This is a genomic window from Gordonia sp. McavH-238-E, from assembly GCF_022348225.1.
Lineage (GTDB): Bacteria > Actinomycetota > Actinomycetes > Mycobacteriales > Mycobacteriaceae > Gordonia > Gordonia terrae.
In genome coordinates this window covers 43,038-68,821 of sequence record NZ_JAKRFE010000010.1, presented here as the reverse complement: position 1 = coordinate 68,821, position 25,784 = coordinate 43,038, and the positions used below count along the sequence as shown (strand labels likewise).

The 25,784-nt window shown below is 69.3% G+C and carries 14 protein-coding genes and 1 tRNA gene; 7 read left to right on the top strand and 8 right to left on the bottom strand.

What is annotated here, in order from left to right; genetic code table 11:
* The first annotated feature begins 204 nt into the window (after positions 1 to 204).
* The 3 genes from MHN80_RS16740 to MHN80_RS16730 all read left to right on the top strand — a co-directional run bounded on the left by MHN80_RS16740 (position 205) and on the right by MHN80_RS16730 (position 4,277).
* The gene (locus MHN80_RS16740) at positions 205 to 549 is read left to right on the top strand and encodes a YciI family protein (RefSeq protein ID WP_004019567.1); all 345 of its coding nucleotides are present in this window, start codon (positions 205 to 207) and stop codon (positions 547 to 549) included.
* 51 nt (positions 550 to 600) lie between these two features.
* Complete coding sequence (locus MHN80_RS16735) at positions 601 to 1,869, top strand: RNA polymerase sigma factor (protein WP_239402705.1); 1,269 nt, start codon at positions 601 to 603, stop codon at positions 1,867 to 1,869.
* 353 nt (positions 1,870 to 2,222) lie between these two features.
* Positions 2,223 to 4,277 carry a neutral/alkaline ceramidase gene (locus MHN80_RS16730; protein WP_239402704.1) on the top strand — a complete coding sequence of 685 codons (2,055 nt, stop codon included), beginning with the start codon at positions 2,223 to 2,225 and terminating at the stop codon, positions 4,275 to 4,277.
* Positions 4,278 to 4,280: 3 nt separating this feature from the next.
* Here the strand turns inward: MHN80_RS16730 and MHN80_RS16725 are convergent, their stop codons facing one another.
* The 3 genes from MHN80_RS16725 to MHN80_RS16715 form a co-directional block, all read right to left on the bottom strand.
* Positions 4,281 to 5,471 (bottom strand): Ig-like domain-containing protein, encoded by a 1,191-nt coding sequence (locus tag MHN80_RS16725; protein WP_004019563.1) that lies wholly within the window; start codon positions 5,469 to 5,471, stop codon positions 4,281 to 4,283.
* Positions 5,472 to 5,790: 319 nt separating this feature from the next.
* Positions 5,791 to 5,863, bottom strand: a tRNA-Lys gene (locus tag MHN80_RS16720).
* A 127-nt stretch (positions 5,864 to 5,990) separates the two neighbouring features.
* Positions 5,991 to 6,215, bottom strand: coding sequence for a DUF3618 domain-containing protein (locus MHN80_RS16715; protein ID WP_004019562.1), 225 nt, complete (start codon positions 6,213 to 6,215; stop codon positions 5,991 to 5,993).
* A 152-nt stretch (positions 6,216 to 6,367) separates the two neighbouring features.
* On the opposite strand from MHN80_RS16715, the gene bcp reads away from it, so the two are divergent.
* Both bcp and MHN80_RS16705 read left to right on the top strand, forming a co-directional pair.
* Positions 6,368 to 6,844, top strand: coding sequence for a thioredoxin-dependent thiol peroxidase (gene bcp / locus MHN80_RS16710; RefSeq protein ID WP_239402703.1), 477 nt, complete (start codon positions 6,368 to 6,370; stop codon positions 6,842 to 6,844).
* A gap of 8 nt (positions 6,845 to 6,852) precedes the next feature.
* Entirely contained in the window at positions 6,853 to 7,479 is a 627-nt protein-coding gene (locus MHN80_RS16705; protein ID WP_033203516.1) for a TetR family transcriptional regulator, read from the top strand.
* 12 nt (positions 7,480 to 7,491) lie between these two features.
* Here the strand turns inward: MHN80_RS16705 and MHN80_RS16700 are convergent, their stop codons facing one another.
* Both MHN80_RS16700 and MHN80_RS16695 read right to left on the bottom strand, forming a co-directional pair.
* Complete coding sequence (locus MHN80_RS16700) at positions 7,492 to 7,884, bottom strand: holo-ACP synthase (protein ID WP_033203568.1); 393 nt, start codon at positions 7,882 to 7,884, stop codon at positions 7,492 to 7,494.
* 38 nt (positions 7,885 to 7,922) lie between these two features.
* Positions 7,923 to 17,174 (bottom strand): type I polyketide synthase, encoded by a 9,252-nt coding sequence (locus MHN80_RS16695; RefSeq protein WP_239402702.1) that lies wholly within the window; start codon positions 17,172 to 17,174, stop codon positions 7,923 to 7,925.
* Positions 17,175 to 17,750: 576 nt separating this feature from the next.
* Here MHN80_RS16695 and MHN80_RS16690 point away from each other — a divergent pair.
* A complete protein-coding gene (locus MHN80_RS16690) occupies positions 17,751 to 18,176 on the top strand; it encodes an HIT family protein (protein WP_064571485.1) in 426 nt (141 codons plus the stop codon).
* Entirely contained in the window at positions 18,173 to 18,982 is an 810-nt protein-coding gene (locus tag MHN80_RS16685) for an NAD-dependent deacylase (RefSeq protein ID WP_275447828.1), read from the top strand. Before MHN80_RS16690 ends, MHN80_RS16685 begins: the two co-directional genes overlap by 4 nt.
* A 24-nt stretch (positions 18,983 to 19,006) precedes the next feature.
* Here MHN80_RS16685 and MHN80_RS16680 read toward each other — a convergent pair whose 3' ends face one another.
* The 3 genes from MHN80_RS16680 to MHN80_RS16670 form a co-directional block, all read right to left on the bottom strand.
* Entirely contained in the window at positions 19,007 to 23,191 is a 4,185-nt protein-coding gene (locus MHN80_RS16680) for an AAA domain-containing protein (protein WP_239402701.1), read from the bottom strand.
* A 104-nt stretch (positions 23,192 to 23,295) separates the two neighbouring features.
* Positions 23,296 to 23,628, bottom strand: a complete 333-nt coding sequence (locus MHN80_RS16675; RefSeq protein WP_033203518.1) for a rhodanese-like domain-containing protein — start codon at positions 23,626 to 23,628, stop codon at positions 23,296 to 23,298.
* A gap of 213 nt (positions 23,629 to 23,841) precedes the next feature.
* On the bottom strand, positions 23,842 to 25,614 hold the full coding sequence (locus tag MHN80_RS16670) for a DEAD/DEAH box helicase (RefSeq protein WP_239402700.1): 1,773 nt from the start codon (positions 25,612 to 25,614) through the stop codon (positions 23,842 to 23,844).
* Positions 25,615 to 25,784 lie beyond the last annotated feature (170 nt).

Below are 25,784 nucleotides of genomic sequence, written 5' to 3'. Positions count from 1 at the left end.
TCAGAGGCAGTTACGTAGGGCCACGAGGTCTACGCGTCGATGTCGCTCACGGGAGTTCGAGTCCCGCGTCATCCACCCCGAATCTTTTTCGCAGCGCTGTCGATACCTGTGTTCCCCGTACGTCACCATGGTGTCGGACCGATCCGGTTCGACATGATGGCCACATCCGCACCGAGGTGCGTCCGGCCGAGAACTGGAGGAACAATGAAGTACGCATTGCTGCTCATGGGACACGTCAACGATCCGGCGTGTGGTGAGGACGGGGGCGCCAGTCCCGAGGAGTTCTTCGCCTTCGACGAGGAGATCACCAAGGCCGGTGTCGTGGTCAGCTCCTTCGCTCTGGAGGACGAGCGCGCGGTGGTGCACACCGACGACAGCGGCGAACGTGTCGTGGCGTCGAGCGGACCGTTCGCGGAGGTGCGGGAGTTTGTCGGCGGGGTCTACGTCATCGACGTCGCGAACGTGGACGAGGCGATCGAGTGGGCCCGACGCAGCCCCGGTTCGGCGCCCGGCGGCCACGTCGAGATCCGACCGCTCGCACCCTACTGAGCGATGACGAGTCCTCCGCATCGTCCGGCGGCCACGGAGTCCATGAGGCCCATGGGGTCCGTGACCCGCCGGGCGGTGTCCGGCATCGACCGAGATGTCCGCGCGCGTGTACTCGCCACTCTGACTCGGAAATTCGGCGACCTCGACCTCGCGGAAGACGCGGTTCAGGACGCGATCGCCCAGGCGCTGACCACCTGGCCCCGGAGCGGCGTCCCGGACTCGCCGGAGGCCTGGCTGACGACGACGGCCAAACGCAAGGCACTCGATGTGGTGCGACGTGAATCCGTTCTCGCCGGCAAGCTCGCCCGGTTGCACGCCGAGACCGAACGCGCCCCGGCGCCTGCGGGTTTCGCGGACCCGGCCGATGCGCCGCCGCCGCAGCTCCCCGACGAGCGACTCGGCATGTTCTTCGCCTGCACCCACCCCGTGCTTCGCACCGAGGACCGTATCGCGCTCACCCTCCGGTTCGTTGCCGGCCTGACCACCGCGGAGGTCGCGCACGCCCTGCTGATCGGCGTCCCGACGGCTCAGCAGCGAATCGTGCGCGCCAAGAAGCGAATCGGCGCGCTGGGGGTTCCGTTCACCCCACCGCGCGACGACGACCTCCCCGCCCGGCTCGGCGGGGTTCTGCGCGTGGTCTACCTGATGTTCTCCGAGGGATTCGCCCGCTCGAGCGGCGACGCGCACATCCGCGACGATCTCACCGGCGAGGCCCTCACCCTCGCACGAACCCTGCGGTCTCTGCTCCCTCGCGCCGAGACGTCCGGGCTGCTCGCCTTGCTGCTCCTCACCCAGGCTCGCCGTCCGGCGCGACTCGACGGGAACGGAAGGCCGGTCCCGCTGGGCGACCAGGATCGCCGTCTCTGGGACCGAAGCCTCACCGACGAGGGCATCGCTCTCGCCGAAAATGCGGCCGCACAACCAGATGCGGGTCCGTACACGATCCAGGCGGCAATCGCCGCGGTGCACGCCGAGGCACCGACCGCGACGGAGACCGACTGGGCTCAGATCGCGGTCCTGTACCGACTGCTCGAGGCACATGATCCCGGTCCCGTGGTGCGCGTCGGCCGCGCTGTCGCCGTGGGTCGCGCCCACGGCCCGGCGCGCGGCATCGCGATGCTCGATGAGTTGCGGTCGGATCCACAGCTCGACCGCTTCCGGCCGTTCCACATCGCGCGGGCGCTCACGCTCTCGGAACTGGGCGACGACGTCGGCGCGGCTGACGCCTACCGCCGAGCACTCGACCTGCCCGGCAACGAGGCCGAGGACGACTACCTGGCCGATGCGCTGGCCGGACTCCGGTCGGGCATGCAGATGTAGTGCGTCGTTGCTCCTGGCGCAACGACGAGCTACATCTGGCCCGTCGTTTCGGTGGTCGCACCCGACCGGGGACCTTCGACCTCAAAAGTCCCCGAAGCCCGGCGCATGAGCATGGGGCACAGTAACGTCCACCCCATGCCTTCCTACTGGGTCATGCCTGCTGTCGCGCTGATCTCGTGCATCATCATCGGGATCGGCTTCATCGTCGGAATCCCCGGCGACCGGGACCACAGCGACAAGGACTGAGATCGACGCCTCGGACGAGGCACGATCACACGGCCGTACCGTCGGGGTGCGTGCCGCGATGACACCGGACGTCTGGCGGTGTCGTCCGACGCCCGGAAGGACGCCACGTGGACCTCACACGCAGACAGTGGCTGGCCGGTGCCGCCACGACCGCCGCCGGTGCGGCGCTCGGCAGCACCCTCGCCGCGGGCCAGACCACCGCATCGCCTGCCGAATCGACGAACCATCTCGTCGGCTGCGGGATCGCGGACGTCACCGGCGCGGTCGCCGGGCAGGGCATGATGGGGTACTCCAATCCCGAGCAGATCGCGGCCGGACTTCTCCAGCGCTGCTGGGCGCGGGCCTACATCGTGGTCGACCGCGCCACCGGCAAGCGCATCGTCTTCCTCACCGCCGACCTCGCCTGCCTGTTCCAGTCGCATCACATGGGTCTGATGGCCAAGCTGCGCAAGCGGTTCGGGTCGCTCTACACCGAATCGAACGTGAACCTGAACGCGCAGCACACGCACGCCTCGTGTGGTGGCACGTCCTGGGACTACGCATACTCCCTCGCAGCGTTCGGGTTCAAGAAGAACTCCTATGACGCCGAGGTCGATGGCATGTTCGCGGCCATCGTCCGCGCACACGAGAACCTCGCGCCCGGAACCCTGACGGTCGGCCGAGAGGAACTGCACGACGCCAGCCGCAACCGATCCCGGGTCGCCTTCGACGCGAACCCGTCGTCGGACAGGCGCCACTTCCCCAACGCGATCGACCCGCAGGTCACGGTCCTCCGACTGCGTCAGCACGACCGTTTCGGGGGCCGGGACATCGGCGCGATCACGTGGTTCCCGACCCATGGCACGTCCCTCACCGACCGCAACGTCCTCATCGCCGGCGACAACAAGGGGTACGCGAGCCACCTGTGGGAACGTGCGCAACCAGGATTCGTCGCCGCGTTCCCGCAGACGAACTCCGGTGACATGACACCGAACCTCGCCCTGGCGCAGTTCGATCCGAGCGGACCGACCTCGGACAACCGCCGGAACTGCGAACTCATCGGTGAGCGTCAGTACATCGCGGGCCGGCGCGCTTTCGAGGCCGCCCGCCCGATGACGCAGGGCGGCGTCGATTCGATCGTGCGGTACGTCGACATGTCGTCGGTCTCGATCTCGGGTACCTATACACCCGACGGGCGTCCGGCGTCGACCACTCCCGCGATGATGGGTGCGGGCGCGGTGGCGACCAGCAGCGAGGACAACTACGAGCAGCCGCTCCCCTTTCTCGTCGAGGGCATGACCAACCCCCTTGTCACCGCCCTCGGTGGTGACCGCGTCCCGCCGATCGCCCCCTGGATGCGAGACATGCAGGCGCCCAAGTTGATCGCGTTCCCGCTCGGTCTGCTCCCGCCGTCGGGCTGGATTCCGTCGGTGGTGCCGCTGCAGCTGATGCGTATCGGCGAGATCGTGCTCGTCGGCGTGCCGGCCGAGGTGACCGTCGTCGCCGGTCTGCGGCTTCGACAGGTCGTCGCCGACGAACTGCGCACCGACCTCGACAACGTTCTCGTGCAGGGTTTCGCGAACGCCTACACCCAGTACGTCACGACGCCGGAGGAATACGACCTGCAGCACTATGAGGGCGGCGAGACCCAGTACGGCCGGTACACCCTGTCGGCCTATCTCCAGGAATTCGCCGCGCTCGCAGCGGCCATGGCGTCGGGGCGCGGGATCGGCCGCGGTCCGGCGCCGGTCGACAAGTCGGGCCTACAGCCCGATCTGGTGCCACCGGTGCCCGCCGACCGTCCCATCGCAGGACGTCGCTTCGGCGACGTCCTGCGCCAGCCCGACGCCACCTACCACCCCGGTTCGACGGTGACCGTGCAGTTCGTCGGAGCCCACCCCAACAACGATTTCCGGCACGGCCGGACCTACCTCGAGGTGCACCGGCGCACCGGGGGCGAGTGGACGACGGTCGCCGACGACAATGACTGGTCCACGGAGTTCCGGTGGGCGCGACCAGCCGGCAGTCCGGACACGTCGCGCATCACCATCACCTGGAAGTCACCCGCGAATGCGTCCGGGGTGTACCGCATCCGCTACTTCGGGGACCGACGCGACGCGAGCGGGTCGACGAGACCCGTCACCGGCACGAGCCGGACGTTCCGCGTCGCCACCGCACGCTGAGCGTCAGGTGTTGTCGGCGTTGCCCTTACGCCAGACGGACCACGGGATGTTCCAGTCACCGAGTCCGTCGGTGCCCGACAGGGTTCCGCCCGTCGTGTTCTTCACGACGACCGGGTCGCCGCGGAGGGTGTTCTCCATGACCCACAGCGCGTTCTCCGGGCTCAGGTTCAGGCAGCCGTGACTCGTGTTGGTGTTGCCCTGCGCCCACACCGACCACGGTGCGGAGTGGAAGAAGATACCGCTGTAGGACATCCGCGTCGCGTAGTCGACCGGGGTGCGGTAGCCGTTCGACGAGTTGACCGGCACACCGTAGGTCGAGGAGTCCATGATGATGTGGTCGTGCTTGTCCGAGACCAGGTAGATGCCGTTGTCGGTCTCGTCGCCGGCCTTGCCCATCGACGTCGGCATGGTCCGGATGACCTTGCCGTCGCGTTCGAAGACGACCTGCTTGGTGTTGTCGTCGGCCGTGATGACCATCGAGCGTCCCACGGTGAAGTTGGTGCGCACGTTCTCCTGGCCGAACAGCCCGTCACCGAGGTCGATGCCGTAGGTGTTGACCGCGACGCGCACCTTGGTGCCCGGCTTCCAGTACTCCGCCGGCCGCCACCGGACCTCGCTCGGGCTGATCCAGTAGAAGGCACCCTCGACCGGCGGGTCGGTGGTGATCCGGATGGCGCGCTGCGCCGCACGACGATCCGCGATCGGCTCGTCGAACTTCACCGCGACCGGCTGCCCGATGCCGACGGTCTCGCCGGGACTCGGTGTCAGGTACGCCTGCGTCAGGTTGTTGGGGCTGCTGGTCGTGAAGGTGACCTTCTTGGTGACCGCGCCACCGATGCCGACGGCGTCGGTCTCCAGCGTGTAGGTGCGGTTGTAGCCGAGGGCCTCGTCGCTGACCCAGACGGTGTCGTTGTCGGCGAGGGTGCCCTTGACGGGAGTGCCGTCGGACTTCTTGATCAGCACCCGGCTGATCGTGCCCTCACTGGTCTTCACCTTGATGGGTGCGCCGGGCTGCACGCCGACCGCGTTGTCGTTCAGGGGACGTTCGGCCCACTCGGTGATCTCGAGACCGGGCTTGAGCAGGTCGTCGAAAAGACTGGAACTGCTGACGTTGTCGGAGTACGACGCTTCCTGCGTGCACGACGTCACCAGCGCGACGATTGCCAACATCACACCGCTGATGATCAGCGGCATCCGCCGAGTACGACCGATCCCCATCTCACTCCCGCCTGTCGGCGTCCCGACCCCGAACCGGTCGGTCACGCTGCCCCGCAACCTGTGAAAACCTGACATCACGACCCCGAACCGCCGAACCGGACATTCCGAACCCGATGACGCGGACCAGTGTACGAGAAATCGGACCGAACACTTCGCCCGTCATCCGTTCGAGTGGCGTGTTGCGCACCCGAAACGCCGAACGTTCACCTGTTGTTCATCGACCGCCGCCGGCGACCGAAACCCGCTGAGATGCCACAAGACGCCCCGCTCGATGCGAGGCGTCTTGTGGACTCTGTGCGCCATCAGGGACTCGAACCCCGAACCCGCTGATTAAGAGTCAGCTGCTCTGCCAATTGAGCTAATGGCGCTTGGCGTTGCGAGAAGGAACCTTACAGGACCCTCGCGGCAGAAGTGAAATCGCCTGGTCGGCGCGGTTTCTGCCGCACGACGGGCCCGCAGGGGCGAACTCGCCCCGCCCCCGGCGGAGTCAGCAGATCACTTCGACGCGACCTTGCGCACGACGATGAGCAGCACCAGCGCACCGACGCCGGCGATGGCGTACTTGACCGCGGGTGTCTGCAGGGTCGCGAGGGCCTTGGACTTGGCGTCGTCGGCGAGCCGCTGCGGGCTGGTGCGTTCGGCCAGCGCGTCGAGCGTGCTGGCGAGGTCCTCACGGGCCTTGGCGATGTCCTGCTCGATACGTTCGGTATCTCCGGCCACGTTGCATCCTTCCGGCGCTTCTCGTTTGTCTCTCCGCTTCCCCGACCGGCCGAACGACCTCTCGGGGCCGGGGATGAACCGCCAGATGGCAGCGTCTCGATGCTACGACATCCCGGCATCCGGGCATGTGGCCATGCATTAGCCTGGCTCTCATGGCAGAGACCACCACCCGACTGTCCGTGGGCGACAAGGCCCCGCCGTTCACGCTGCCCGACGCCGGCGGCGACCCGGTCTCGCTGTCGGACTACGCCGGACGCAAAGTCGTCGTCTACTTCTATCCCGCGGCATCCACCCCGGGTTGCACCAAGCAGGCCTGCGACTTCCGCGACAATCTGGGCGAGCTGAACGAGGCGGGTATCGCCGTGCTCGGCATCTCCCCCGACAAGCCGGCCAAGCTCGCGAAGTTCGTCGAGGCCGAGGGGCTCACGTTCCCGTTGCTCAGCGACCCGGAGAAGAAGGTGCTCACCGAGTGGGGGGCGTTCGGCGAGAAGAAGATGTACGGGAAGACCGTCACCGGCGTCATCCGGTCGACGTTCCTGGTCGATGCCGACGGCACGATCGAACTGGCCCAGTACAACGTCCGCGCCACCGGGCACGTCGCCAAACTGCGCCGCGACCTGTCTGTCTGAGCCACCCGATGCCCGAGTCCGCCGAACCGCTGGTGCCGCGCAAACGGCCCACGCAGGAGCGCAGCAAGCGCAAGTTCCAGGCGATGCTCGAATCGGCCCGGGAGCTCCTGATCGACGTCGGGTTCGAGTCGCTGACGTGTGAGGAGATCGCGACCCGAGCCGAGGTCCCCATCGGGACGCTCTACCAGTACTTCGCGAACAAGTACGTCATCGTGTGCGAGTTGGACCGCCAGGACACCGTCGACGTCCGCGAAGAGCTCACCGCGTTCTCGTCCGAGGTGCCGTCCCTCGAGTGGCCGAGTCTGCTCGAGAAGTTCCTCGACCACCTCGCGGCGCTGTGGCGCACCGACCCGTCGCGGCGAGCGGTGTGGCTCGCCGTTCAATCCACCCCGGCGACCCGTGCGACCGCGTCACTGAACGAACGCGTCCTCGCCGAACAGGTCGCACGGATCATCGCGCCGCTCACGCCGTCTCAACGCGAGCGACGCGAGATGATGTCCCAGGTGCTCGTCCACACGGCCTACTCGCTGCTGAGCTTCTCCGTACAGGACGGCCACGACCACGACGAGACCGTCGCCGAACTGAAGCGGATGCTCGCGGGCTACCTGCTCCTGGAGGAGTCGACGACGGTCTGAGCGTGGGCGGGGCTACCTGCCCTCGAGGATCGCCACGGCGGCGGCGGTGTCGCCGTCGTGGGTCAGCGACACGTGAACGTTCGTGTCGCGCAAGTGTTCACCGATCTCGCCGGACAGCCGGATGGCCGGGCGGCCCCAGGTGTCGGTCACGACCTCGATGTCGCTGTGCCGGATGAGCGGCAGCAGCGGCGAACGCGAGAAGCGGCTCACCGACCACGCCTTCACGACGGCCTCCTTGGCCGCCCAGCGGGCGGCCAGATGCCGGGCGTCGTCACCGGTCCCGGCGGCCGAGTCCCGACGCTCGCCGACCGTGAACCGGTCGGCGAACGTCGTACCCGGCTGCCGGAGTTGCTCGCCGAACTCCGGGATCGACACGATGTCGATCCCCACCCCGAGGACGCTCATCCCCGCGGGTTCGCCTGCACCGTCGGACTCACCGGGTGTCACCGGCTTCCCGCCACCGGCTCACCGGCGACGTAGACGTCGGCGCCATCCAGACGGGTCTGCGGATCGAGCAGCATGCCCGCCTCGGCGTCGTGCTCGTCGACCGACTCGTCGAAGCGACGGTTCGGCGGACGCTGGTAGGCGGGCTCGCCACCGCAGATCGACTGCAGGAAGCGCTGGCTGCCCTGACGCGTGCGCTCGTCGGCGCGCTGACGGTAGGCGTCGCGCTCCGCCGGGTTCAGCGAGGCGATGAACGCCTCCGGGTGCACCACCGCGATGAGCCCGGACACGTGGCCGAAGCCGAGGCTGGTCAGCAGGCCGGCCTTGAGCGGGAACCGCTCGCCGAGCTGCAGCGTCTCGCGCGGCCACACCAGGTGCGGGTATTCCGCCATCTTGTCGTCGACGCAGTCGAGGCTGCGGTTCGGCGGGATGACGCCGTCACGCAGGATCTGGCACAGGCCGATGAGCTGGAAGGCTGCCGCGCCACCCTTGGCGTGACCGGTCAGCGACTTCTGCGACACCACGAACAGCGGTGCGCCCTTGCCGCGGCCGATCGCCGCCGCGAGCCGCTCGTGCAGCTCCGACTCGTTCGGATCGTTGGCCTTGGTGGAGGTGTCGTGCTTCGACACGACCGCCACATCGTCGGCACTGACACCGAGCGAGCCGAGCGCACGGGCCAGCGGCGAGGACAGCGACCCGCGAGCCGCGCCCAGGGCACCGAGACCCGGAGCCGGGATCGAGGTGTGCACGCCGTCGCCGAAGCTCTGTGCCCACGCGACCACACCGAGCACCGGCAGCCCCATCTCGGCCGCGACGTCGCCGCGGGCGAGCAGGATCGTGCCGCCGCCGGCCGATTCGACGAACCCGCCGCGTCGACGGTCGTTGGCCCGCGAGAACCGGCGGTCGTCGATGCCGCGCGCGGTCATCTTCGCCGAGTCCGCGGTCGCCGACATCGAACCGAAGCCGACGATGCCCTCGATACCCAGGTCGTCGAAGCCGCCCGCGACCGCGAACAGCGCCTTGCCGAGGCGGATCTTGTCGACGCCCTCCTCGACCGACACCGCGGCCGTCGCGCACGCCGCCACCGGGTGGATCATCGCGCCGTAGCTCCCGACATACGACTGGACCACGTGTGCCGCAACGATGTTCGGCAGCGCCTCCTGCAGGATGTCGTTCGCGTTCGCCTCCCCCAGCAGGGTGTTGACGTACAGGTCGCGCATCGAGGTCATGCCGCCCATGCCGGTGCCCTGCGTGTTGGCCACCAGACCGGGGTGCACCCAGCGCATCAGCTCGCTCGGGGTGAAGCCCGACGACAGGAACGCGTCGACCGTGGCCACCAGGTTCCACAGTGCGACCCGGTCGATCGACTCCACCATGTCGGGGCTGACGCCCCAGCGGGTCGGGTCGAAGCCGGTCGGGATCTGACCGCCCACGGTCCGGGTCAGCGCGAACTGACGCGGGACGCGGATCTCGGTGCCCGCCAGGCGGGTGACCTGCCAGTCGCCGTCGGCGTTCTGCGCGACGCGGGTCTTCTCCGGGTTGGCACTGGCGAACGCCCGCGCCTCGGCCTCGGAGTTGACCGTGAAGGTCAGGTCCTCGTCGACGAAGACCGAGGTGAGCAGCGGCGAGGTGTTGTCGACCATCGCGCCGTCGTCGGCGTAGCGGCGGATGCCGCAGCGCGCGACGACCTCGTCGTGGTACCGATCGGCGATCTCGCTCTCCGGCACCGGGTCTCCGGACTCGGTGTCGTACCAGCCCGGCTTCGGCGCCGAATCCCAGTGCACCAGTCCGGTGTTCCAGGCGAGCTCGAGAACACCTGCGGCCGAGAGTTTCTCGTCGACCTCCATCTCAAAGCGAGTGCGGGCCGAACCGAACGGGCCGAGCTCGCCGGCGCCCACGATGACCACCAGGTCCTCGGGTCGGGCGTCGATCGCGGGCCACTCGGGACGCATCGCCTTCGGCGCGCGCGCCGGTGCGGGCAACGCCGCGACGGTTGTCGCCGGCTCTTCGTCGGTGTCCGTGGACTCCTCGGCGGCCGCCGCCGCGGTGGCCGCGAGCGCCTTCAGGTCGGTCGAGCTGTCCAGGCCGCCGGTGAAGTCGGCGAGCACCGGTGCGCTCACCGCGCTCGACCGCTGCTCGGGCGTGCACAGCGTCAGCAGGTTCGCCGCCATCTCCGCGGTGCTCCAGGTGCGCACACCCGCCGCCTCGACCGCGTCGACCATGCCGTCGTTGTGGCCCATCAGGCCGGTGCCGCGCACCCAGCCGATCAGCGCGTGGGCGAGCGTCGTCTTGGAGCCCCAGGACTCCTCGGCCGACCACCGCTGGACGAGAGCGTCGAGCGAGGCCTTGCTCTCGCCGTACGCGCCGTCGCCGCCGAACATGCCGCGGTTCGGTGAACCGGGGAGCACGACATGCACGCGGGCGGCGATGTCGTGATCGGAGTGGACGTCGGCGAGACCGCCGATGAGCCGCTCCACCGACCACAAGAGAACCTTCATCTCCAGCTCGGCACGACCACCGGCGTCGGTGAGGTCACCGGCGACCCGCGGTGCGGCGAACGGGAAGAGCAAGGTCGGCTTCATCGCCGGCTTCACCACTGCCGTCGTGCCACCGAGGTTCTCGGTCTGCTCGGCCGCGATCCAGCCGACCAGGTCGTCGACGTCGGCATAGGAGGCCATGTTCGCCGGGGCGATCCACAGCGCGGCACCGGCCCGGGCGTTCTCGCGGTACAGCTTCTTGTAGAACGCGAGACGGTCGGAGTTCAGTCGCGACGTCGTCGCGATGACGGTCGCACCACCGGCGAGCAACCCGGCGACCACGCCGGCGGCGATGGAGCCCTTGCTCGCGCCGGTGACGACGGCGATCTCACCGCTGTAGCCACCCTTCTCCGGGTTCTCCGCAGCATGCGCGATCGCGCCGAAGACGCGGCCGTGCACGGCGTTTCCGTTCGCGAGGGCCTTGCCCTGCCACCAGGTGGCGTGGTCGGCGACGGTGTCCCCGGCTCCGGCGAACCCACCGACGATCGCGTCGAAGTCGGCGTCGAGATCGTGCTCATCGGTCAGCCAGAGACGGACGAGATCCTCGCGGGCCGTGGCCCACCGGTCGTCGATGAGGACGACCTTGGCGGCGTCGAACGCGGGCGCGACGGTCCGGGCCCAGTCCGAACCGAGTTCGGCGCTGACGAGCTCGGCGAGCTCGGCGTTCGGGTCCGCAGCCGCCTCGGCGAGATCGGCGACCTCGGCGAGTCCGAGCTTGTCCAGCAGGGTGTACGCAGCCGACGCCAGCGCGCCGGAGCGACCGGTGATCTGTTCGGTGAACTCACCCAGCGCCGCGGCGTCGACCGTTGCGCCACCGCCGGATTCGGCCGCCGGCTTGCCGACCGGGATGCCCTTGACCGCACCCACCGCGGACACGGCCTTGTCGATGAGCAAATCGAGGGAGTCGGTGTTCGTCAGCGGCCCGTCGAGCAGGTTGCCCAGGGCCTCACCGCGGACGGACGCACCGTCCCGGGTGCCCAGCGCCAGCGCGACGGTGGTGTGCAGACCCCACCCCTCGCCCAGCTGCCAGACACTCGACACGCGGTCGGTGATGTAGTTCTGGCGCTTGCCCAGCGGACCGAGCACCTTGCGCACCTGATCGCTCACCGCGTCGGTGAGCACCGCGCCCAGCGGGCGATATCCGCGGGCGAGGGTCTCGACCGTGGACGACAGCGCGGTCATGTCGGCTTCGGCGGCACCGTCGATGGCACCGAGGCCGAGTTCGCCGCCGATGTCGAGCAGCAGCTGGTTGCGCCGCGACGACACGCCGTCGCACAGCGCCTCGATCGTGTCCGCGGAGCCGATCTGGTCGACGCGCATCTTGGTCCACAGTGCGATGACGGACTTCACCGCGTCCGAGGGGGTGAAGGCGATGTCATCGGGCCGCGGACCACCCGCGGGAGCCGCAGGAGCGGCCGGGGCGGGCGCGGCCGCGGGCGCCGGGGCGGCGTCCGCCGCCGACGTCTCGGCCGCCGCGGGCACGTCGAGTTCGTCCTCGTCGGGCTCGTGACCGGCATCCTTGGCCAGGATCGTGTCGGTGTCCCGCTCGACGTTGAGGACCTCGGTGGTGGCCGCGGCGTAGTCGTCGAGCTTGAGCGTGTTGGTGGCCAGACCCGACAGCGTCGGGGCTCCCTTCAGACCGATCTCGACGAAGCGCTGTACCGCCAGCCCGTTCCGCTCGGGTCCGCTGAACAGGAGTTCCTGGGTCTCGATCCACCGCACCGGGCTGGCGAACTGCCAGGCGAGCAGCTCGATCAGGACCACGCGGGCGAGTTCGTTCGGCGTCGCCTCCCAGGCATCCCAGTCGGCGAGGACCTCGTTCAGCGGATCCGACGGCACCAGTGCCGCGATCTCCTCGACGAAGTCGCGCCCGAGATTGAACAGACGGGGCACCAGGTTCGGGATGTAACGACCGATGAGGATGTCGATGTCGATGTCGGCCGGCAGCAGTTCGGCGAGCTTGCCGCGGAACTCCGGGACGCCGGCACGCAGCACACTGGAGTGGAACGGGACGTCGATGCCCGGGATCAGGATGAAGGCCCGCTTCCCGCCGAATTCGGCGCGGCGCCGGTCGATCTCGGCTTCGAGGAGTTCGAGGCCACGAACCGTGCCGGCGATCGCGTACTGCGAGCCGAGCAGGTTGAGGTTGACGACCTCGAGGAACTCGCCGGCCTCGGCACCGACGCCGGACACGAACGCGGTGACCTCGGCATCGGCCAGACCGAACTGACTCGGCCGGATGGCCGCCATCCGATAGTCGCTGCGTCCCTGCTCATCCCGCGGGACGAGGTGGTGCATGGCCTCGCCGCGCTGGAACACGACCTCCAGGACGGCTTCGAGCGGCAGCACTCCGGCGCACGCGGCCAGCGCGTTGTACTCGCCCACGGAGTGACCACAGGTGATGGCGCCCTCGACGAACCCGCCGGATTCCTTGAGTTCGGCGATCTGGGCGACGCCGAGCGTCGCCATGGCCACCTGGGTGAACTGCGTCAGGTACAGCACGCCGTCGGGGTGGTTGTAGGTGGTCCCGTTGGCGACGAGCGTCGTCGGATTGTCGCGGACGACGGCCAGGATCGAGAAACCGAGTGCCGCACGGGTGTGCTTGTCGGCGCGGTCCCAGATCTTCCGGGCGGCCTTCGACCGGGACCGGGCGTCGAGTCCCATGCCCTTGCTCTGGATGCCCTGGCCGGGGAATGCGTAGACGGTGCGCGGCGCGGCGAGCAGGCCGGTCGCGCTCATCACCAGGTTGTCGCCGACCTTGGCGCTCACCTCGACGACCTCGCGGCCGTTGTCGAGGCCCACCCGGTCGACACGCACGGTGATGCGGTCGCCGAGCCGGACCATGCCGAGATAGCGTGCGGTCCAGCCGATCAGCGGACGGGGCGACGGCGTCGGGTTCTTCGCGTCGGTCGCGGTGACGACCTGCTGGGCGGCCGCGGACAACCACATCCCGTGCACGATCGGGTCACCGAGACCGGCGAGCTTGGCCGCGGACGCGTCGGTGTGGATGGGGTTGCGGTCACCGGACACGACGGCGAAGCCGTTCATCCGGTTCGGCGCGGTGATGGTGGCCGTCCGGATCAGCTTCCGGGTGGCCGACTGCTCGGCGGCAGGCGCACCTCCGGCCCGGGCCGGGTCGGTGAGCTCAGCGGCGCCCAGGCGTCCACGGATCGCGAAACGCTCGTCGAGCGTCGCGATCGGGCCGTCCGGCCCGGCGACTTCCACCGACACCTCGACAACTCGGCCCACGTCGGCGTCACGGACCGCGCCGGCACGCGCGGTGACGGTGAGTTCGGCAGCCGCGGAGGGGATCTCGCCGGTCAGCGCGATCGCATGATCGAGGTGGACCAGATCGAGCAGTCCCTCGACCACCGGGTCACCGGAATCGGTGCGGGCGGCGCCGATGACGCTGAAGACGCTCGGCCAGCAGGCGCCGACCAGGGTGTCGGGCACGGCGAACCCGAACGGGTCGGTCGGGGTGGTCGGGCGCAGGTGTGGCGGCAGGGAGAAACCGGTCACCGCCGCGTGGTCGGCGACCGAGTCCGGCTGCCAGGAGACAGTCGTGACCGACACACCGTCGTTCACCTCGGCGAGGCTGCCGCCGGCGGCCACGGTGAGGATCTCGCGCATCGCGTTCGACGCGTCGTCGAGGCCGACCAGCGGCGAACCGCCGTCGCGCAGGCTCTCGCCGGCCAGCAGCGGGATGCGCACGGACGCACCCGAGATCGGGACGACGAGGTCGAAACGGGTGACGGCATCGGCGGCGACCTGTTCCAGGACCGCTCCGCTCACGGCGTGCTCGGCCCGCTCGGGTCCGACCACGGTCCAGGCGTCACGATCACCGAGCAATGCGATCGGACTCGCCACGATCCGGCCCGCCCAGCTGACGTCGTCGGACTCCAGCACCGAGGTCAGCACGCCGGCCTCGTCGGCCAGCCCGGCGCGGTGCCGGGAGGCGACGGCGGCCGGACGCTCCCCTGCGGCCTGTAGGTCGGCGGCGACGCGCGCCTCGAATCGGTCGAGCAACTCACCGACGGGCTCGTCGACGCGGGTGATGCCCGCGACGGCAACCGGCCCCGGGATCACGCACACGGCGTCGGCGCCGTAGCGGGGATCGTGGGCCTGCCACAGGGAGTCACTGCGCCACCACCGGCGCACGTCCTTGTCGATGACCGGCACGAAGTTGACGGGCTTGCCGGGAGTGCGGCAGAGCTCGAGGAAGAAGGCGACGTCCGCGGGATGCAGGATGTCGGTGTCGATCTCGGGGTACACGCTGCCGAGCGCGTCGATCGCGGCATGCGGATCGGCGGCGGCGGTGGCCTCGGCGAACATCGTCGGGATGGGCCCGGAGTCCTGGGGGTGCATGCGCGCCTCGGTGCGCTGCAACATCTCCACGAAGCGCTGCTGCCAGGTGATGTCGGCCCACGGGACCTGTTCACCACGGGCGTCGCCGACGGCCAGGGCGGCATATCGGTCGAGCCATTCGCGGTAGGTCATGGTGGCGACGTCGCCGAAGTAGGGCTTCGCGGTGTCGGCCATCGCGGCGATGATCTCGTCGCGGCGGGCGGCGACGGCCTCGGCGTCACCGGCGACCTCGTCGAGCAGTCGACCGCACCGTGAGGCGGTGTTGTCGACCTCGTGGATGTCGGCGCCGAGCTGGGACCGGCCGGAGGCCATTCCGGCGGTGGCGTGACCGGCTCCGATCCACTCGTCGATACCGGCGGTGTCGACGAGGAGCTGCTTGACCTCAGGGGTGGTCGTCGCTTCCTTCGCCGCCATGGCCGCGGTGCCGATGAGGATGCCGTCCAATGGCATGGCCGGGTAGCCGTGGGCGGCCGACCAGGTGCCGGTGAGGTACTCGCTGGCGCGTTCGGGGGTGCCGATGCCGCCGCCGACGCAGATCACGACATTGGGGCGGGCACGAAGCTCGCCGTAGGTGGCGACCAGCAGGTCGTCGAGGTCCTCCCACGAGTGGTGACCGCCGGCGCGACCGCCCTCGATCTGGACGATGATGGGGTGGTGCGGCACTTCGGCCGCGATGCGCACCACGGACCGGATCTGCTCGACCGTGCCGGGCTTGAAGGCCACGAATCGGAGTCCGGCTTCGACGAACTCGTCGACGAGTGCAACGGCGTCCTCGAGCTCGGGGATCCCCGCGGAGACGATCACGCCGTCGAGCGGGGCGCCCTGCGCACGCGCCTTCTGCACGATGCGCTTGCCGCCGAGCTGCAGCTTCCACAGGTAGGGGTCGAGGAACAGCGCGTTGAACTGTGCCTCGCGGCCGGGCTCGAGCAGGTCGGTGAGCGTGGCGATGTTGCGCGCGAAGATCTCTTCGGTGACCTGGCCACCGCCGGCCAGTTCCGCCCAGTGCCCGGCATTGGCCGCAGCGGCGACGATCGCGGGATCGACGGTGGTCGGCGTCATGCCGGCGAGCAGCATCGGCGACCGTCCCGTGAGCCGGGTGAAGGAGGTCTCGACGACGGTGCGCCCGTCGGGCAGTTCGACGAGGGTCGGCGCGAACTGGGACCACGGCGTGGCGACCTCGGGCACGCCACCCGGGCTGAACAGATTGCGCTGTCCGACGCGCAGAGCGGCCGGAACCAGTCCGACGCCCTGTCCGCGGACGAGTGAGGCGGTGAGGCGGGTGGCGATGTCTCCGGGTCCGAAGTCCAGGACCCACTTGGCGCCACCGGTGACGATCGCGTCGACCGACGCGACCCAGTCGACGTGCCCGACGAGGATGTCGTGGGCGTGGCGGGTGGCGAGATCGCGGTCGATGCCGCACCGATCGGCCCACTGGCCGACCAGTTCGACGGCCTCGGCCATCGCCGGGTGATGGAAGGCGACCGACACCTGCAGGTGGTCGAACTTCGGCGCGAAGGGTGCCCCACCGGTGACCTTGCGCTTACGCTCATCGGCCTCGGTCGCGGCGATCCGCTCGCAGAGGGCGGCGAAGGCGGCGAGGTGCCGCGGCGCACCGGACAGCACCACCGCGGTACGGCTGTTCCTGATGGCGACGACCGGCGCCGTCGTCAGATCGCTCTCGGGCAGGCCGTCGCGGTACTGCGCCAGGATCTCGTCGACGCGAGCCGGGCTGATGTTGGTCAGGGCGAGCATCGGCGTGCCGTCGGTGGTGACGCCCAGCCCGCGGCGGCGCGCGGTCAGCGAACCGGCTGCACCGATGAGGTGCGCAACCGCCAGCAACAGACCCTGGCCGGATTCCGCGACCCGACCGTCGGCACCGACCGCATCGGTGGCCAGCGACCCCTGGGAATGCCCGACCACCGCGTTCGGCGGCAGCGCGGCAGTGTCCAGACCCTGTTTGCGGAGGGCTTCCACAGCGGCGAGCTGGGTGAGCAGGACGCCCGGGCCGGAGAGGGTGAAGTCGGCGAGAGTGGCCTCGGCGGGGACGTCGTCTCCCGCGTCGTGGGCGTGGACCCAGGTGAGGGGGTGGAACCCGGACACACGTGCCACGACGAGTTCGTCGGCGACCGGCTCGACGAGCCGTTCGGCGGAATCGACGATCGTGGCGACCCGGTGTTCGAGGTCGGCGTCGACGACCAGCTCGGTCAGCGTGGGCAGCCATGCGCCGCCCTGCCCGCCGAAGCTGATCGCGTAGGGCTCGCCCTGCGTGAGTCGCTCGATGAGCGTGGCGGTGGGGCGTTCTGCGTTGGCGGCGCCCTGCGAGCCGGAGCGGAACTGGTCGACGGTCACGGATACTCCTCTGTGGTGGTCGGTCTCAGAGTGTGGATTTGCGGAGTGCGTAGGTGCGGTGCGGTAGATGTTGTGGGTGTTGTGCGGGCGGCGGGTGCGCGGTCGCTGTGGCCGCGAGAAACGCTGTCAGCAGCGGCGTATGGCGTGCGCTGCCGTGAACGGTCTCGTCGACGTCGCGCGCACAACCGGCCGCCGAGGCGACACTGCCGGGTCGAGCTAGCTGGTACTACAAAGGAACACGCCTGCTGCACAACAACATTGACGAGCACCGACTCTTGGGGAGCCGGTGTCGGCGTGAACGTGACTCCTATGATGACACACGAAAGTGAGGGAACCCTCATGTTTGTCGGTGACCTACGGGTATACCGACGAGTAACCCCGCGGGTAACTTGGGCCACCGTGCCAACCGCCATGGGAAGGGTCGGAAAACCGCCAGGCCAGGCAACACACCCAGGGGTACGCCAACGACCGAGCATCCGTTCGGTCAACCGTTATCAAAACGTGATGTGATGTGGAGCACGGCCGCGCGTCACGACCCGGAGTGCCCGCCGACCCCGGTGCCCTAGAGTCGCGCATATGAGCAGTTGCATCTTCTGCGGCATCGTCGACGGCACATCCCCCGGGCGCATCGTGTACTCCGACGACGACGTGCTCGGTTTCCTCGACATCCGCCCCGTCACCCGCGGGCACACCCTCCTCGTGCCGCGCGTCCATTCGTCCGGGCTCGACGACCTGGACCCGGCGATCGGCGCCTCGCTCTTCCGCGCCGGCCAGCGACTGGCCACCGCGATGAAGACCGGACCGATGTCGGCCGACGGCGTGAACCTTGCACTGAACGACGGCCGCGCGGCCTTCCAGACCGTCTTCCACACCCATCTGCACGTCGTGCCGCGGCACGACGGCGACAAGCTCAGCTTCGCCAAGGGCTTCCTGGTCCGCCGCGATCCCGACCCCGACGAGACCGCCGCCCTGGTACGCGCCTGCATCGGGTCCGCCGGATGACCCTCGCCGGGACACCGGACCCGGACTCCGGCGAACCGATTCCGGACGCGGTCGCCGACCTCGTGCGTCGCGCGGAGTGGATCACGGTGTTCAGCGGCGCAGGCATGTCGGCCGAGAGCGGGATCGCGACCTTCCGGGACGCCCAGACCGGGTTGTGGGAGAAGTTCGACCCCGCCGAACTCGCCACCCCCGAGGCGTGGGCGCGCGACCCGGCCCTGGTCTGGGGGTGGTACCGGTGGCGCGCTCGCGAAGTGCTTGCCGCGCAGCCGAATGCCGGCCACCTCGCACTCGCCGAGCTCGCCGCCTCGCGCACCGTCATGGTCGTGACGCAGAATGTCGACGATCTTCACGAGCGGGCGGGCAGCGACGTCGTCAGCCATCTGCACGGCAGCCTGTTCGCCCCCCGGTGTTCGGTCTGCGGCACCCCGTACGACGGCCCCGGCGCATATCCCGACCCCGCTGACCGCCCCGATGCGACGCCGGCGGACGACCCACGCGTCGACCCGCCCACCTGCCCGCGCTGCGGTGGTGTCGTGCGGCCCGGCATCGTCTGGTTCGGCGAAGCGCTGCCCGAATCGGATTGGCAGCGTGCAGATCAGGCGTTTCGCGCGGCGGAGGTGGTGCTCGTCGTGGGTACCAGCGGGATCGTCTACCCGGCAGCCGCGTTGCCGGAGCGAGCGGTGCGCGCGGGCATCCCGGTCATCGAGTTCAACCCGGCGCCGTCGGCGCTGTCCGACGTCGTGACCCACAGCCTGCGGATGCCCGCCGCGGTCGGCCTGCCCGCGCTGCTCAGATCAGTGCGCTGACCGGCGGACCGGGCGCGGCCGGCGTCACTCCCCCGCGGTGAGATCGATCGGTTGCCACCTCACCGCGTCGCCGGCGGTGTCCGCGGTCGGAACAGCGACGAGGGAGCCCGGCTTGCATCCACGTTCGTCGAGCGCGGTCGCGACGTACTCCAGGACGCGATCGGGATCGAGTTCGAACTCCGACTCGCGCACCCGCACGAATTGCCAACCGCAACGACGCAACTCACGCTCACGCTCGAGATCCGAGCGCGCCTGCTGTCCGGTTCCGGCGAACTCGTCGGCGTCGCACTCGACGGCCATCCGGGCATCGGCACCCAGCACGACCAGGTCGACGACGCGGTTGTTGACCGTGACCTTCGGGGTGACGTGGTAGCCGAGGGCGACGAGGCGGTTGAACACCCGCTGTTCGAGCAGGTTGTCGAACGGAGGCACGCGACGGTCATCCGGGACGTCGATGGGCATGACCCCGATCGACGGCCCCTCGTTCGCCGTGACATAGGACAGCAATGAATGGCGAAGGTCGTTGGGGCGCAACTCGTCGAGGCCGATCGAATGGAACAGCCACAGCTGGTCCATGGCACGAGTCGCCGCCACGTTGAATCGGCGTTGCGACTCCGCCCGGGTCAGCGCCGAGATCGCACCGGCATCCGAGACGACCATCGACAGGAAGATCACGCGTCGCTCGTCGCCCTGGAAATCGGGCGGGGACCCGACCCGGATCCGGCGGGAACGCCAGGTGTCGGGATCGAACTCGGTGTGCAGCGCCTTCTCGATCGCCTCGACCTGCTTGACGCCCTGCAATGCGATCACGCCGAAGTCCAGTCCGTCATAGGCCGGATCCGCCAGGCAGCCCCGCAGTGCGTCGACGATCGCGCCCACCTCGGCGTCGTTGACGACACCGTTGCCGGTTCCCGTCGCCGTCCCGTCGACCGCGACCGCCCGCAACGGTTCGAGCCGGTCGGAACCGTACTGGCGCACGGGGATCAGTGGTGCGGACCCGTAGAACTGGCGAGACGAGAACTCGATGATCTCGGGCATCGACCGGAAGTGTTCGCGAAGGCCGACGACGTTGCCGAACCGACTGCGCAGCAACGAGAACAGACTCGACCGCGGCGTCAGCCCGTCGCGGAGATACGTCGGCAGATCCGGCAGCGCGGCGTCGAGTTCGGCGAACGCCGAGTCGAGTGTCGTGCCGTTCAGACCGGCGGGCGCACATTGCTTGTCGTCGCCCACCACGATCACCCGGGGAGCCAGCCACAGCAAGAAGGCACTGGTGATGTCGGCCTGCGACGCCTCGTCGACGATGACGACATCGAAGGAGTTGCGGCGCGGCGGCAACGTCTCGGCCACCTGGCTGATCGACATGATCCAGGCGGGGACGGCATTCTGCGCCTCGACCATGGCCTCGCGCGCCGCGCGCCGGAAACGATTGGCGTGCTTGCCCGATCCCTTGCCCAGGTTGATCATGTGGTCGCGGTAGGACTGGACGGCCTGCAGCTCGCCGGATGTGGTGCGTGTCAGCAGCTCCCGGATGGCCTGCGCAGACGCGAGACGAGTGGTCAGGGACGCGATGTCCACGTCGATGGCGTCGAGTGCCGACTGCAACCGGTCCTCGGCGAGCGGATCGCTACGGTCCTGCGCCCAGGTGTGGGCGAATCGCCACGCCCATGCCGCGCCCATGTCCCGAGCGCGTTCGGTCCAGACCGGATCCTGCGCACCGGCCCACATGATCTTGGCGAGTTCGGGTGCGCGGCCACGTAATCGGAGTCCGAGGAGCTCGAGGGCGTTCTGCTCGTCGGCGTCGGCCGCGGCCGCGGTGAAGGCACGACGAGCATCGCGGATCGAAGCCGGATCGGCCGTACCCAGCGCCGAGAGCAGCGCGTCACCCTCCGGCGACGGCCCCTTCTCGAGTTCGGTCGTCAGCCCGTACACGCGATCGGCGAGTTCCTGCTCGGCCAGGACCGCGTCGTTGGCAACGGCGACCGACCGGGCCTGATGCGCCACCTCGGCCACCTCGGCGACGGTGCGCGGGCGCGGACCGCCGGGGCTGATCGCCTCGAGTTCGCGCACCAGATGCTCACGCCCGGAGAGCAACCGGGAGATCCATGACAGCTGGGTGTCGAGGCGCACGAGGTGGTCCAGCTGAGCCGACCGTGACCCCGAGGCGTCGACCGGGACGTGCAGGTCCGCGAGGATGCGATGCACCTGGTGCGTCGCGTCGACGACGGTGAGGTGATCGGCGACCCGCCGCAGCGACGCCTCGTCCCGGGGCGGACGACCGTCCACCGTCGCCCGCACCGGCGCGTCCTCCACGGCGCGCTGCTCGGGCGAGCGGCGCAGCCGTCCCCGCCACTGACCGCCGTCCCGCAGGAAGTCGGCGGCGGCATCGAACAGCGCGGCGTCCCCGGGCCGGTTGCCGTCGACGACGACCGCGTGCCCGCCCAGATCGCGGTCCCGGCGAGCAGCTTCGGCGATGACCGGCGACAGCGTCGTCACCCGCGACCAGAGGTGCGCGGCCCGACCGGCGAGCAACCGGTCGGCCATGTCGATCATCGGACGCGGGTAAGAGGACACCTCGCCGGACGCCACGGCCAGGTCATCGCAGATGTCCTTGATCCGGACCAAGCGGCCACTGTCGACCCCGTCGAGCACAGACAGCAGGGTCTCGGCACCGGCCATCGGTCCGCGGGGCCGGGACGCGATCCGCTCGCAGATCGCATCCATCTGCCCCGGGTCGGGCAGGTGGTCATCGAGGTCGACGAAGCGCTGTGCGATGCGCGAGGTGGAGCCCCCGGTGCTCGCGAGCAACTCCGCGAGCCGGACGAACTCGGCCGAGTCCAGCGGCGGCACGGCGCCGTGCACAGGGCCCGGCAGCCAGTCGAACGCGGCGGCGTCGGCCCGTACCCGCCGGACGATCTGCGCCGGGGAGCCGCGGTAGTCCCCCGCGACCCATTCGTGTGTCTCGGTCTCCCCGGCGCGCAGATCCCACAGGTCGCGGAGCGTCTGATCCCGTTGCCGCAGAGCATGTTCCCGCCTAGCAGCCAGATCGGCGATCTCGGCGTCGGCGACCCCAGGAGTGAACGACGCCTTGCGTTCGGCGAGCTCGGTCACCGCGTCCACTATCCCCTCGGCACTGTCCTGGGAGACATCGGCGATCGACACCGTGAGCGCCCGCAGCGCGGGCGGCAGCATGTCGTGCAGGACGTGGAGCGCATGAGCTTTCTCGCTCACCACCAGGACCCGCTGACCTTTTGCCAGCAGTGCCGAGGTGACGTTGGCGATGGTGTGGGTCTTTCCCGTGCCGGGCGGACCCTCGACCACCACACCGGTGTCGGCGCCGAGCCGGGCGAGGACGTCGCGTTGTTCGACGTTGGACGGCAGCGGGAACAGCGCATCGGCGACCAGCCCCGCGGGATCGAGAACGCCGTCACCCCGAAGGGCGGCGAGTCGGTCGGCGGCCTCGATCGGCCGGACGAGCTGTGCCAGTCCGACCGGCACGTCCGAACCCTCGTCCCGCAGGTCGTCGATGATCGCGTCGTAGAACGCGAGCGAGTTCTCCACGCCACGCCGGCGGAGCACGACTGCCGGACGGGTCTCGACCGACAGGGTCACGCGCTCGGTGTCGACGTCGATCGCGTCGCGCCACTCGGCCATCAGCTCGGTGGTCTTCGCCGTCAGCACCGACGCCTGCGCGGCCAGCTTGCCGCGGATCTTGACCGCACCCGCGAGATCGAGACCGTCCAGCGCCGCCAGGAGATGCGTGTCGTGCAGGGCCGGGGACGACCCGGCAGCCAGGGACAACCGGATCGTGTCGTCGGCGTCGCGTTCGGCGACGAGCGCCTGGGTGAGAAGGTGTTCCCGGACGAGCGGCGCCGCGTCGTCGTTCGCGGCCTGCCGGACCGTGACCAGCGCCGACGCGACGACGAGCTCGAGGTCTTCGGGATTGTCGAGGAGGTCGTCGACCAGCTCGCCGAGGTCGGCGTGGCCCGAGTCGTTTTGTCCGGCGTCCTCCGGTCGCAGCTCCACGACGACCTGCCCCGGGACCGCGTTCGTACGTGCGGAGATGGAGGTGGAAGGGCCGAGCCAGACGTGACCGGGATGATCGGCGATGTCGAGCACGTCCCCGGAGCGGGACCGGACGAGATCAGCCAGAAACGACATCAGCCGGGTGACCTGATCGCGCAGCACTTCGCGAGTGTCATCCTGCATACCGATGTGTTCCTCTCGTCGCCGGCGACTCTTACGCTACAAGACGCTGGTCAGAGGGACCCGCGCAGTCGCGCGGGACGGCGCCGGATTCTCTCGCGGGTGCTTCAGCCGACGGTGCGCGAACGCAGCGCGCGGTAACCCCCGTCGACGTAACGCACGTTGGTGTAGCCGCAGTCGGCGATCTGTTCGGCGATGCGCGGCGCCTCCGAGCGGACCGACACGACGGCGATCTCGGTGTCGCGATCGCGGATGACCGGGAAGGTGCCCGAGGGAGTGGGCGTGAACCGCCTCGGCACCTCGGTCGGATCGACCACGAGCGCACCGGGCAGGCTGCCCTGATGTCGCACCACCTGCGGACGTGCATCGACGACCACTGCGTGCCCCTCGCGGCTGTGATTCATTGCCTCTGCTGCCGAAATCGAATTCACCACTGACACCGGTGACTCACCAACCCTGTTGCTCGAATTTTGTCCGTGTACATCGTGTTTCGCGGTGACCACCGCATGGTGACCCCGCGGGATGACCCCCGTCGACCAGGTTACGGAACGATCTCGAATTGACAAGTTTTCTCACGCAGCTCTCAGAAGTGCGCCGTTGTACGCAGTTTCTGGTACTGGGAGCCCGCCGGCGGCGGGACAGTCCGGGTCGGTTCAGGAGTGGCGACCGCGACCGGCCACGCGCGGTGACGGACGCTTACCCCAGCTGTCGCCGCGGCGACCGTCGCGTCCGCCACCATGACCACCCGCTCCGCGCTTGCCGCCGCCACGCGTACGCGGTGACCCCATGTCCTTGCGGATGTCGATCGGGTTCTTGCCGATCTTCGTGTGCCGCAGATTGGACAGGGTCTCGCTGTCGAGGTCGTCGGGCAGTTCCACGAGGCTGAAGTCGTCGCGGATGCTGATGTTGCCGAAGTCGGCTCGGGTCAGGCCGCCTTCGTTGGCGATGGCACCGACGATCGCGCCGGGCGACACCTTGTGCTTCCGGCCGACGGCGATCCGGTACGTCGCGAAGCTCGCGCCCGGGCGACGCGGTGCACGCTCGCGCTCGGGGCGCTTCTCCGACTGCGGCGGATCCGGGGTCATCAGGAATCCGCCGTCCCGCGTCTCGAGTGCCAGCGCGGCGGCGATGTCGGCCATCGCGACGTCGTTGTCCCGCGCATAGTTCTCGATCAGCCCGCGGAACAGATCGAGATTGTCCGACGACAGGTTCTGCGTGATGGAGTCGGCGAACTTCGCCACTCGTTGCGCGTTGACGTCGTCGACACTGGGCAGACCGATCTCGGTGAGCGTCTGTCGCGTGGCGCGCTCGATGGCGCGCAGCAGGTGGCGCTCGCGCGGCGAGACGAACAGCAGCGCGTTGCCCGAACGACCGGCGCGACCCGTGCGGCCGATGCGGTGCACGTACGACTCGGTGTCGTGCGGGATGTCGTAGTTGACGACGTGCGAGATGCGATCGACGTCGAGTCCGCGCGCGGCGACGTCGGTCGCGACCAGGATGTCGATCGAACCGTTCTTGAGCTGGTTGATGGTCCGTTCACGCTGCGCCTGCGCGAGGTCGCCGTTGATGGCCACCGCGGAGAATCCGCGGGACCGCAACTTCTCGGCCAGCTCTTCGGTCGCCTGCTTGGTACGGACGAACACGATCATCGCGTCGAAGGTCTCGACCTCGAGGAACCGCGTCAGCGCATCCAGCTTGCGCTGGTGGGAGACCTGGAGGTAGCGCTGCGTGATGTTCTGCGCGGTCGCGGTCTTCGCCTTGACCGTGATCTCCTGCGGCGAGTTCAGGTAGCGCTGCGCGAGACGCCGGATGGCGCTGGGCATCGTCGCCGAGAACAAGGCGACCTGCTTGGTGTCCGGGGTCTCGGCCAGGATGCGTTCGACGTCCTCGGCGAAGCCCATCGTCAGCATCTCGTCGGCCTCGTCGAGGACGAGGAACTCCAGCCCCGAGATGTCGAGCGTCTTCTTGTCGAGGTGGTCGATCACACGACCCGGGGTACCGACGATGACCTGCGCGCCACGACGCAGCCCGGCGAGTTGGACGCCATAGGACTGCCCGCCGTAGATCGGCAGGACCTTCACCTCGGGCATATGGGCCGAGTAGCGGCCGAACGCCTCGGAGACCTGCAGAGCGAGCTCACGAGTCGGCGCCAGGATCAGCGCCTGCGGAGTCCGCGCAGACGTGTCGAGCCGGGACAGGATGGGGATGGCGAAGGCTGCGGTCTTACCCGTACCGGTCTGCGCCAGACCCACCACGTCGCGCCCCGACAGGAGCGTCGGGATGGTGGCCGCCTGAATCGGCGAGGGCGTCTCGTAGCCCACGTCGGTGACGGCGGCGCGAACGCGCGGATCGATCTCGAGGTCGTCGAACGTGCCCACGGAGGGGTCGGTCGGGGCGTCGTGCTCGCCGTGATCGGAAGTACTCATGCGGCGGAAGTCTCATTCATCGCCCTCAACTGTAATGGCCCTGCACCAGAATGTCGGCATCGCGGCTTGCCGGGGTCGCATCAGCCCCCTGAGCAGGGCACGGACCACGATCGCCGACCGGTGTGATGCATCCCACGAATACTGGTACTGTCGGTGCCACTCATCCGGCC

What these genes read in the sequence shown, in the direction of transcription:
- MHN80_RS16740 (WP_004019567.1), top strand. Translation starts at nt 205, where the DNA reads ATGAAGTACGCATTGCTGCTCATGGGACACGTCAACGATCCGGCGTGT.
- MHN80_RS16735 (WP_239402705.1), top strand. Translation starts at nt 601, where the DNA reads ATGGGGTCCGTGACCCGCCGGGCGGTGTCCGGCATCGACCGAGATGTC.
- MHN80_RS16725 (WP_004019563.1), bottom strand. Translation starts at nt 5,471, where the DNA reads ATGCCGCTGATCATCAGCGGTGTGATGTTGGCAATCGTCGCGCTGGTG.
- bcp (WP_239402703.1), top strand. Translation starts at nt 6,368, where the DNA reads ATGGCAGAGACCACCACCCGACTGTCCGTGGGCGACAAGGCCCCGCCG.
- MHN80_RS16705 (WP_033203516.1), top strand. Translation starts at nt 6,853, where the DNA reads ATGCCCGAGTCCGCCGAACCGCTGGTGCCGCGCAAACGGCCCACGCAG.
- MHN80_RS16700 (WP_033203568.1), bottom strand. Translation starts at nt 7,884, where the DNA reads ATGAGCGTCCTCGGGGTGGGGATCGACATCGTGTCGATCCCGGAGTTC.
- MHN80_RS16690 (WP_064571485.1), top strand. Translation starts at nt 17,751, where the DNA reads ATGAGCAGTTGCATCTTCTGCGGCATCGTCGACGGCACATCCCCCGGG.
- MHN80_RS16685 (WP_275447828.1), top strand. Translation starts at nt 18,173, where the DNA reads ATGACCCTCGCCGGGACACCGGACCCGGACTCCGGCGAACCGATTCCG.
- MHN80_RS16680 (WP_239402701.1), bottom strand. Translation starts at nt 23,191, where the DNA reads ATGCAGGATGACACTCGCGAAGTGCTGCGCGATCAGGTCACCCGGCTG.
- MHN80_RS16670 (WP_239402700.1), bottom strand. Translation starts at nt 25,614, where the DNA reads ATGAGTACTTCCGATCACGGCGAGCACGACGCCCCGACCGACCCCTCC.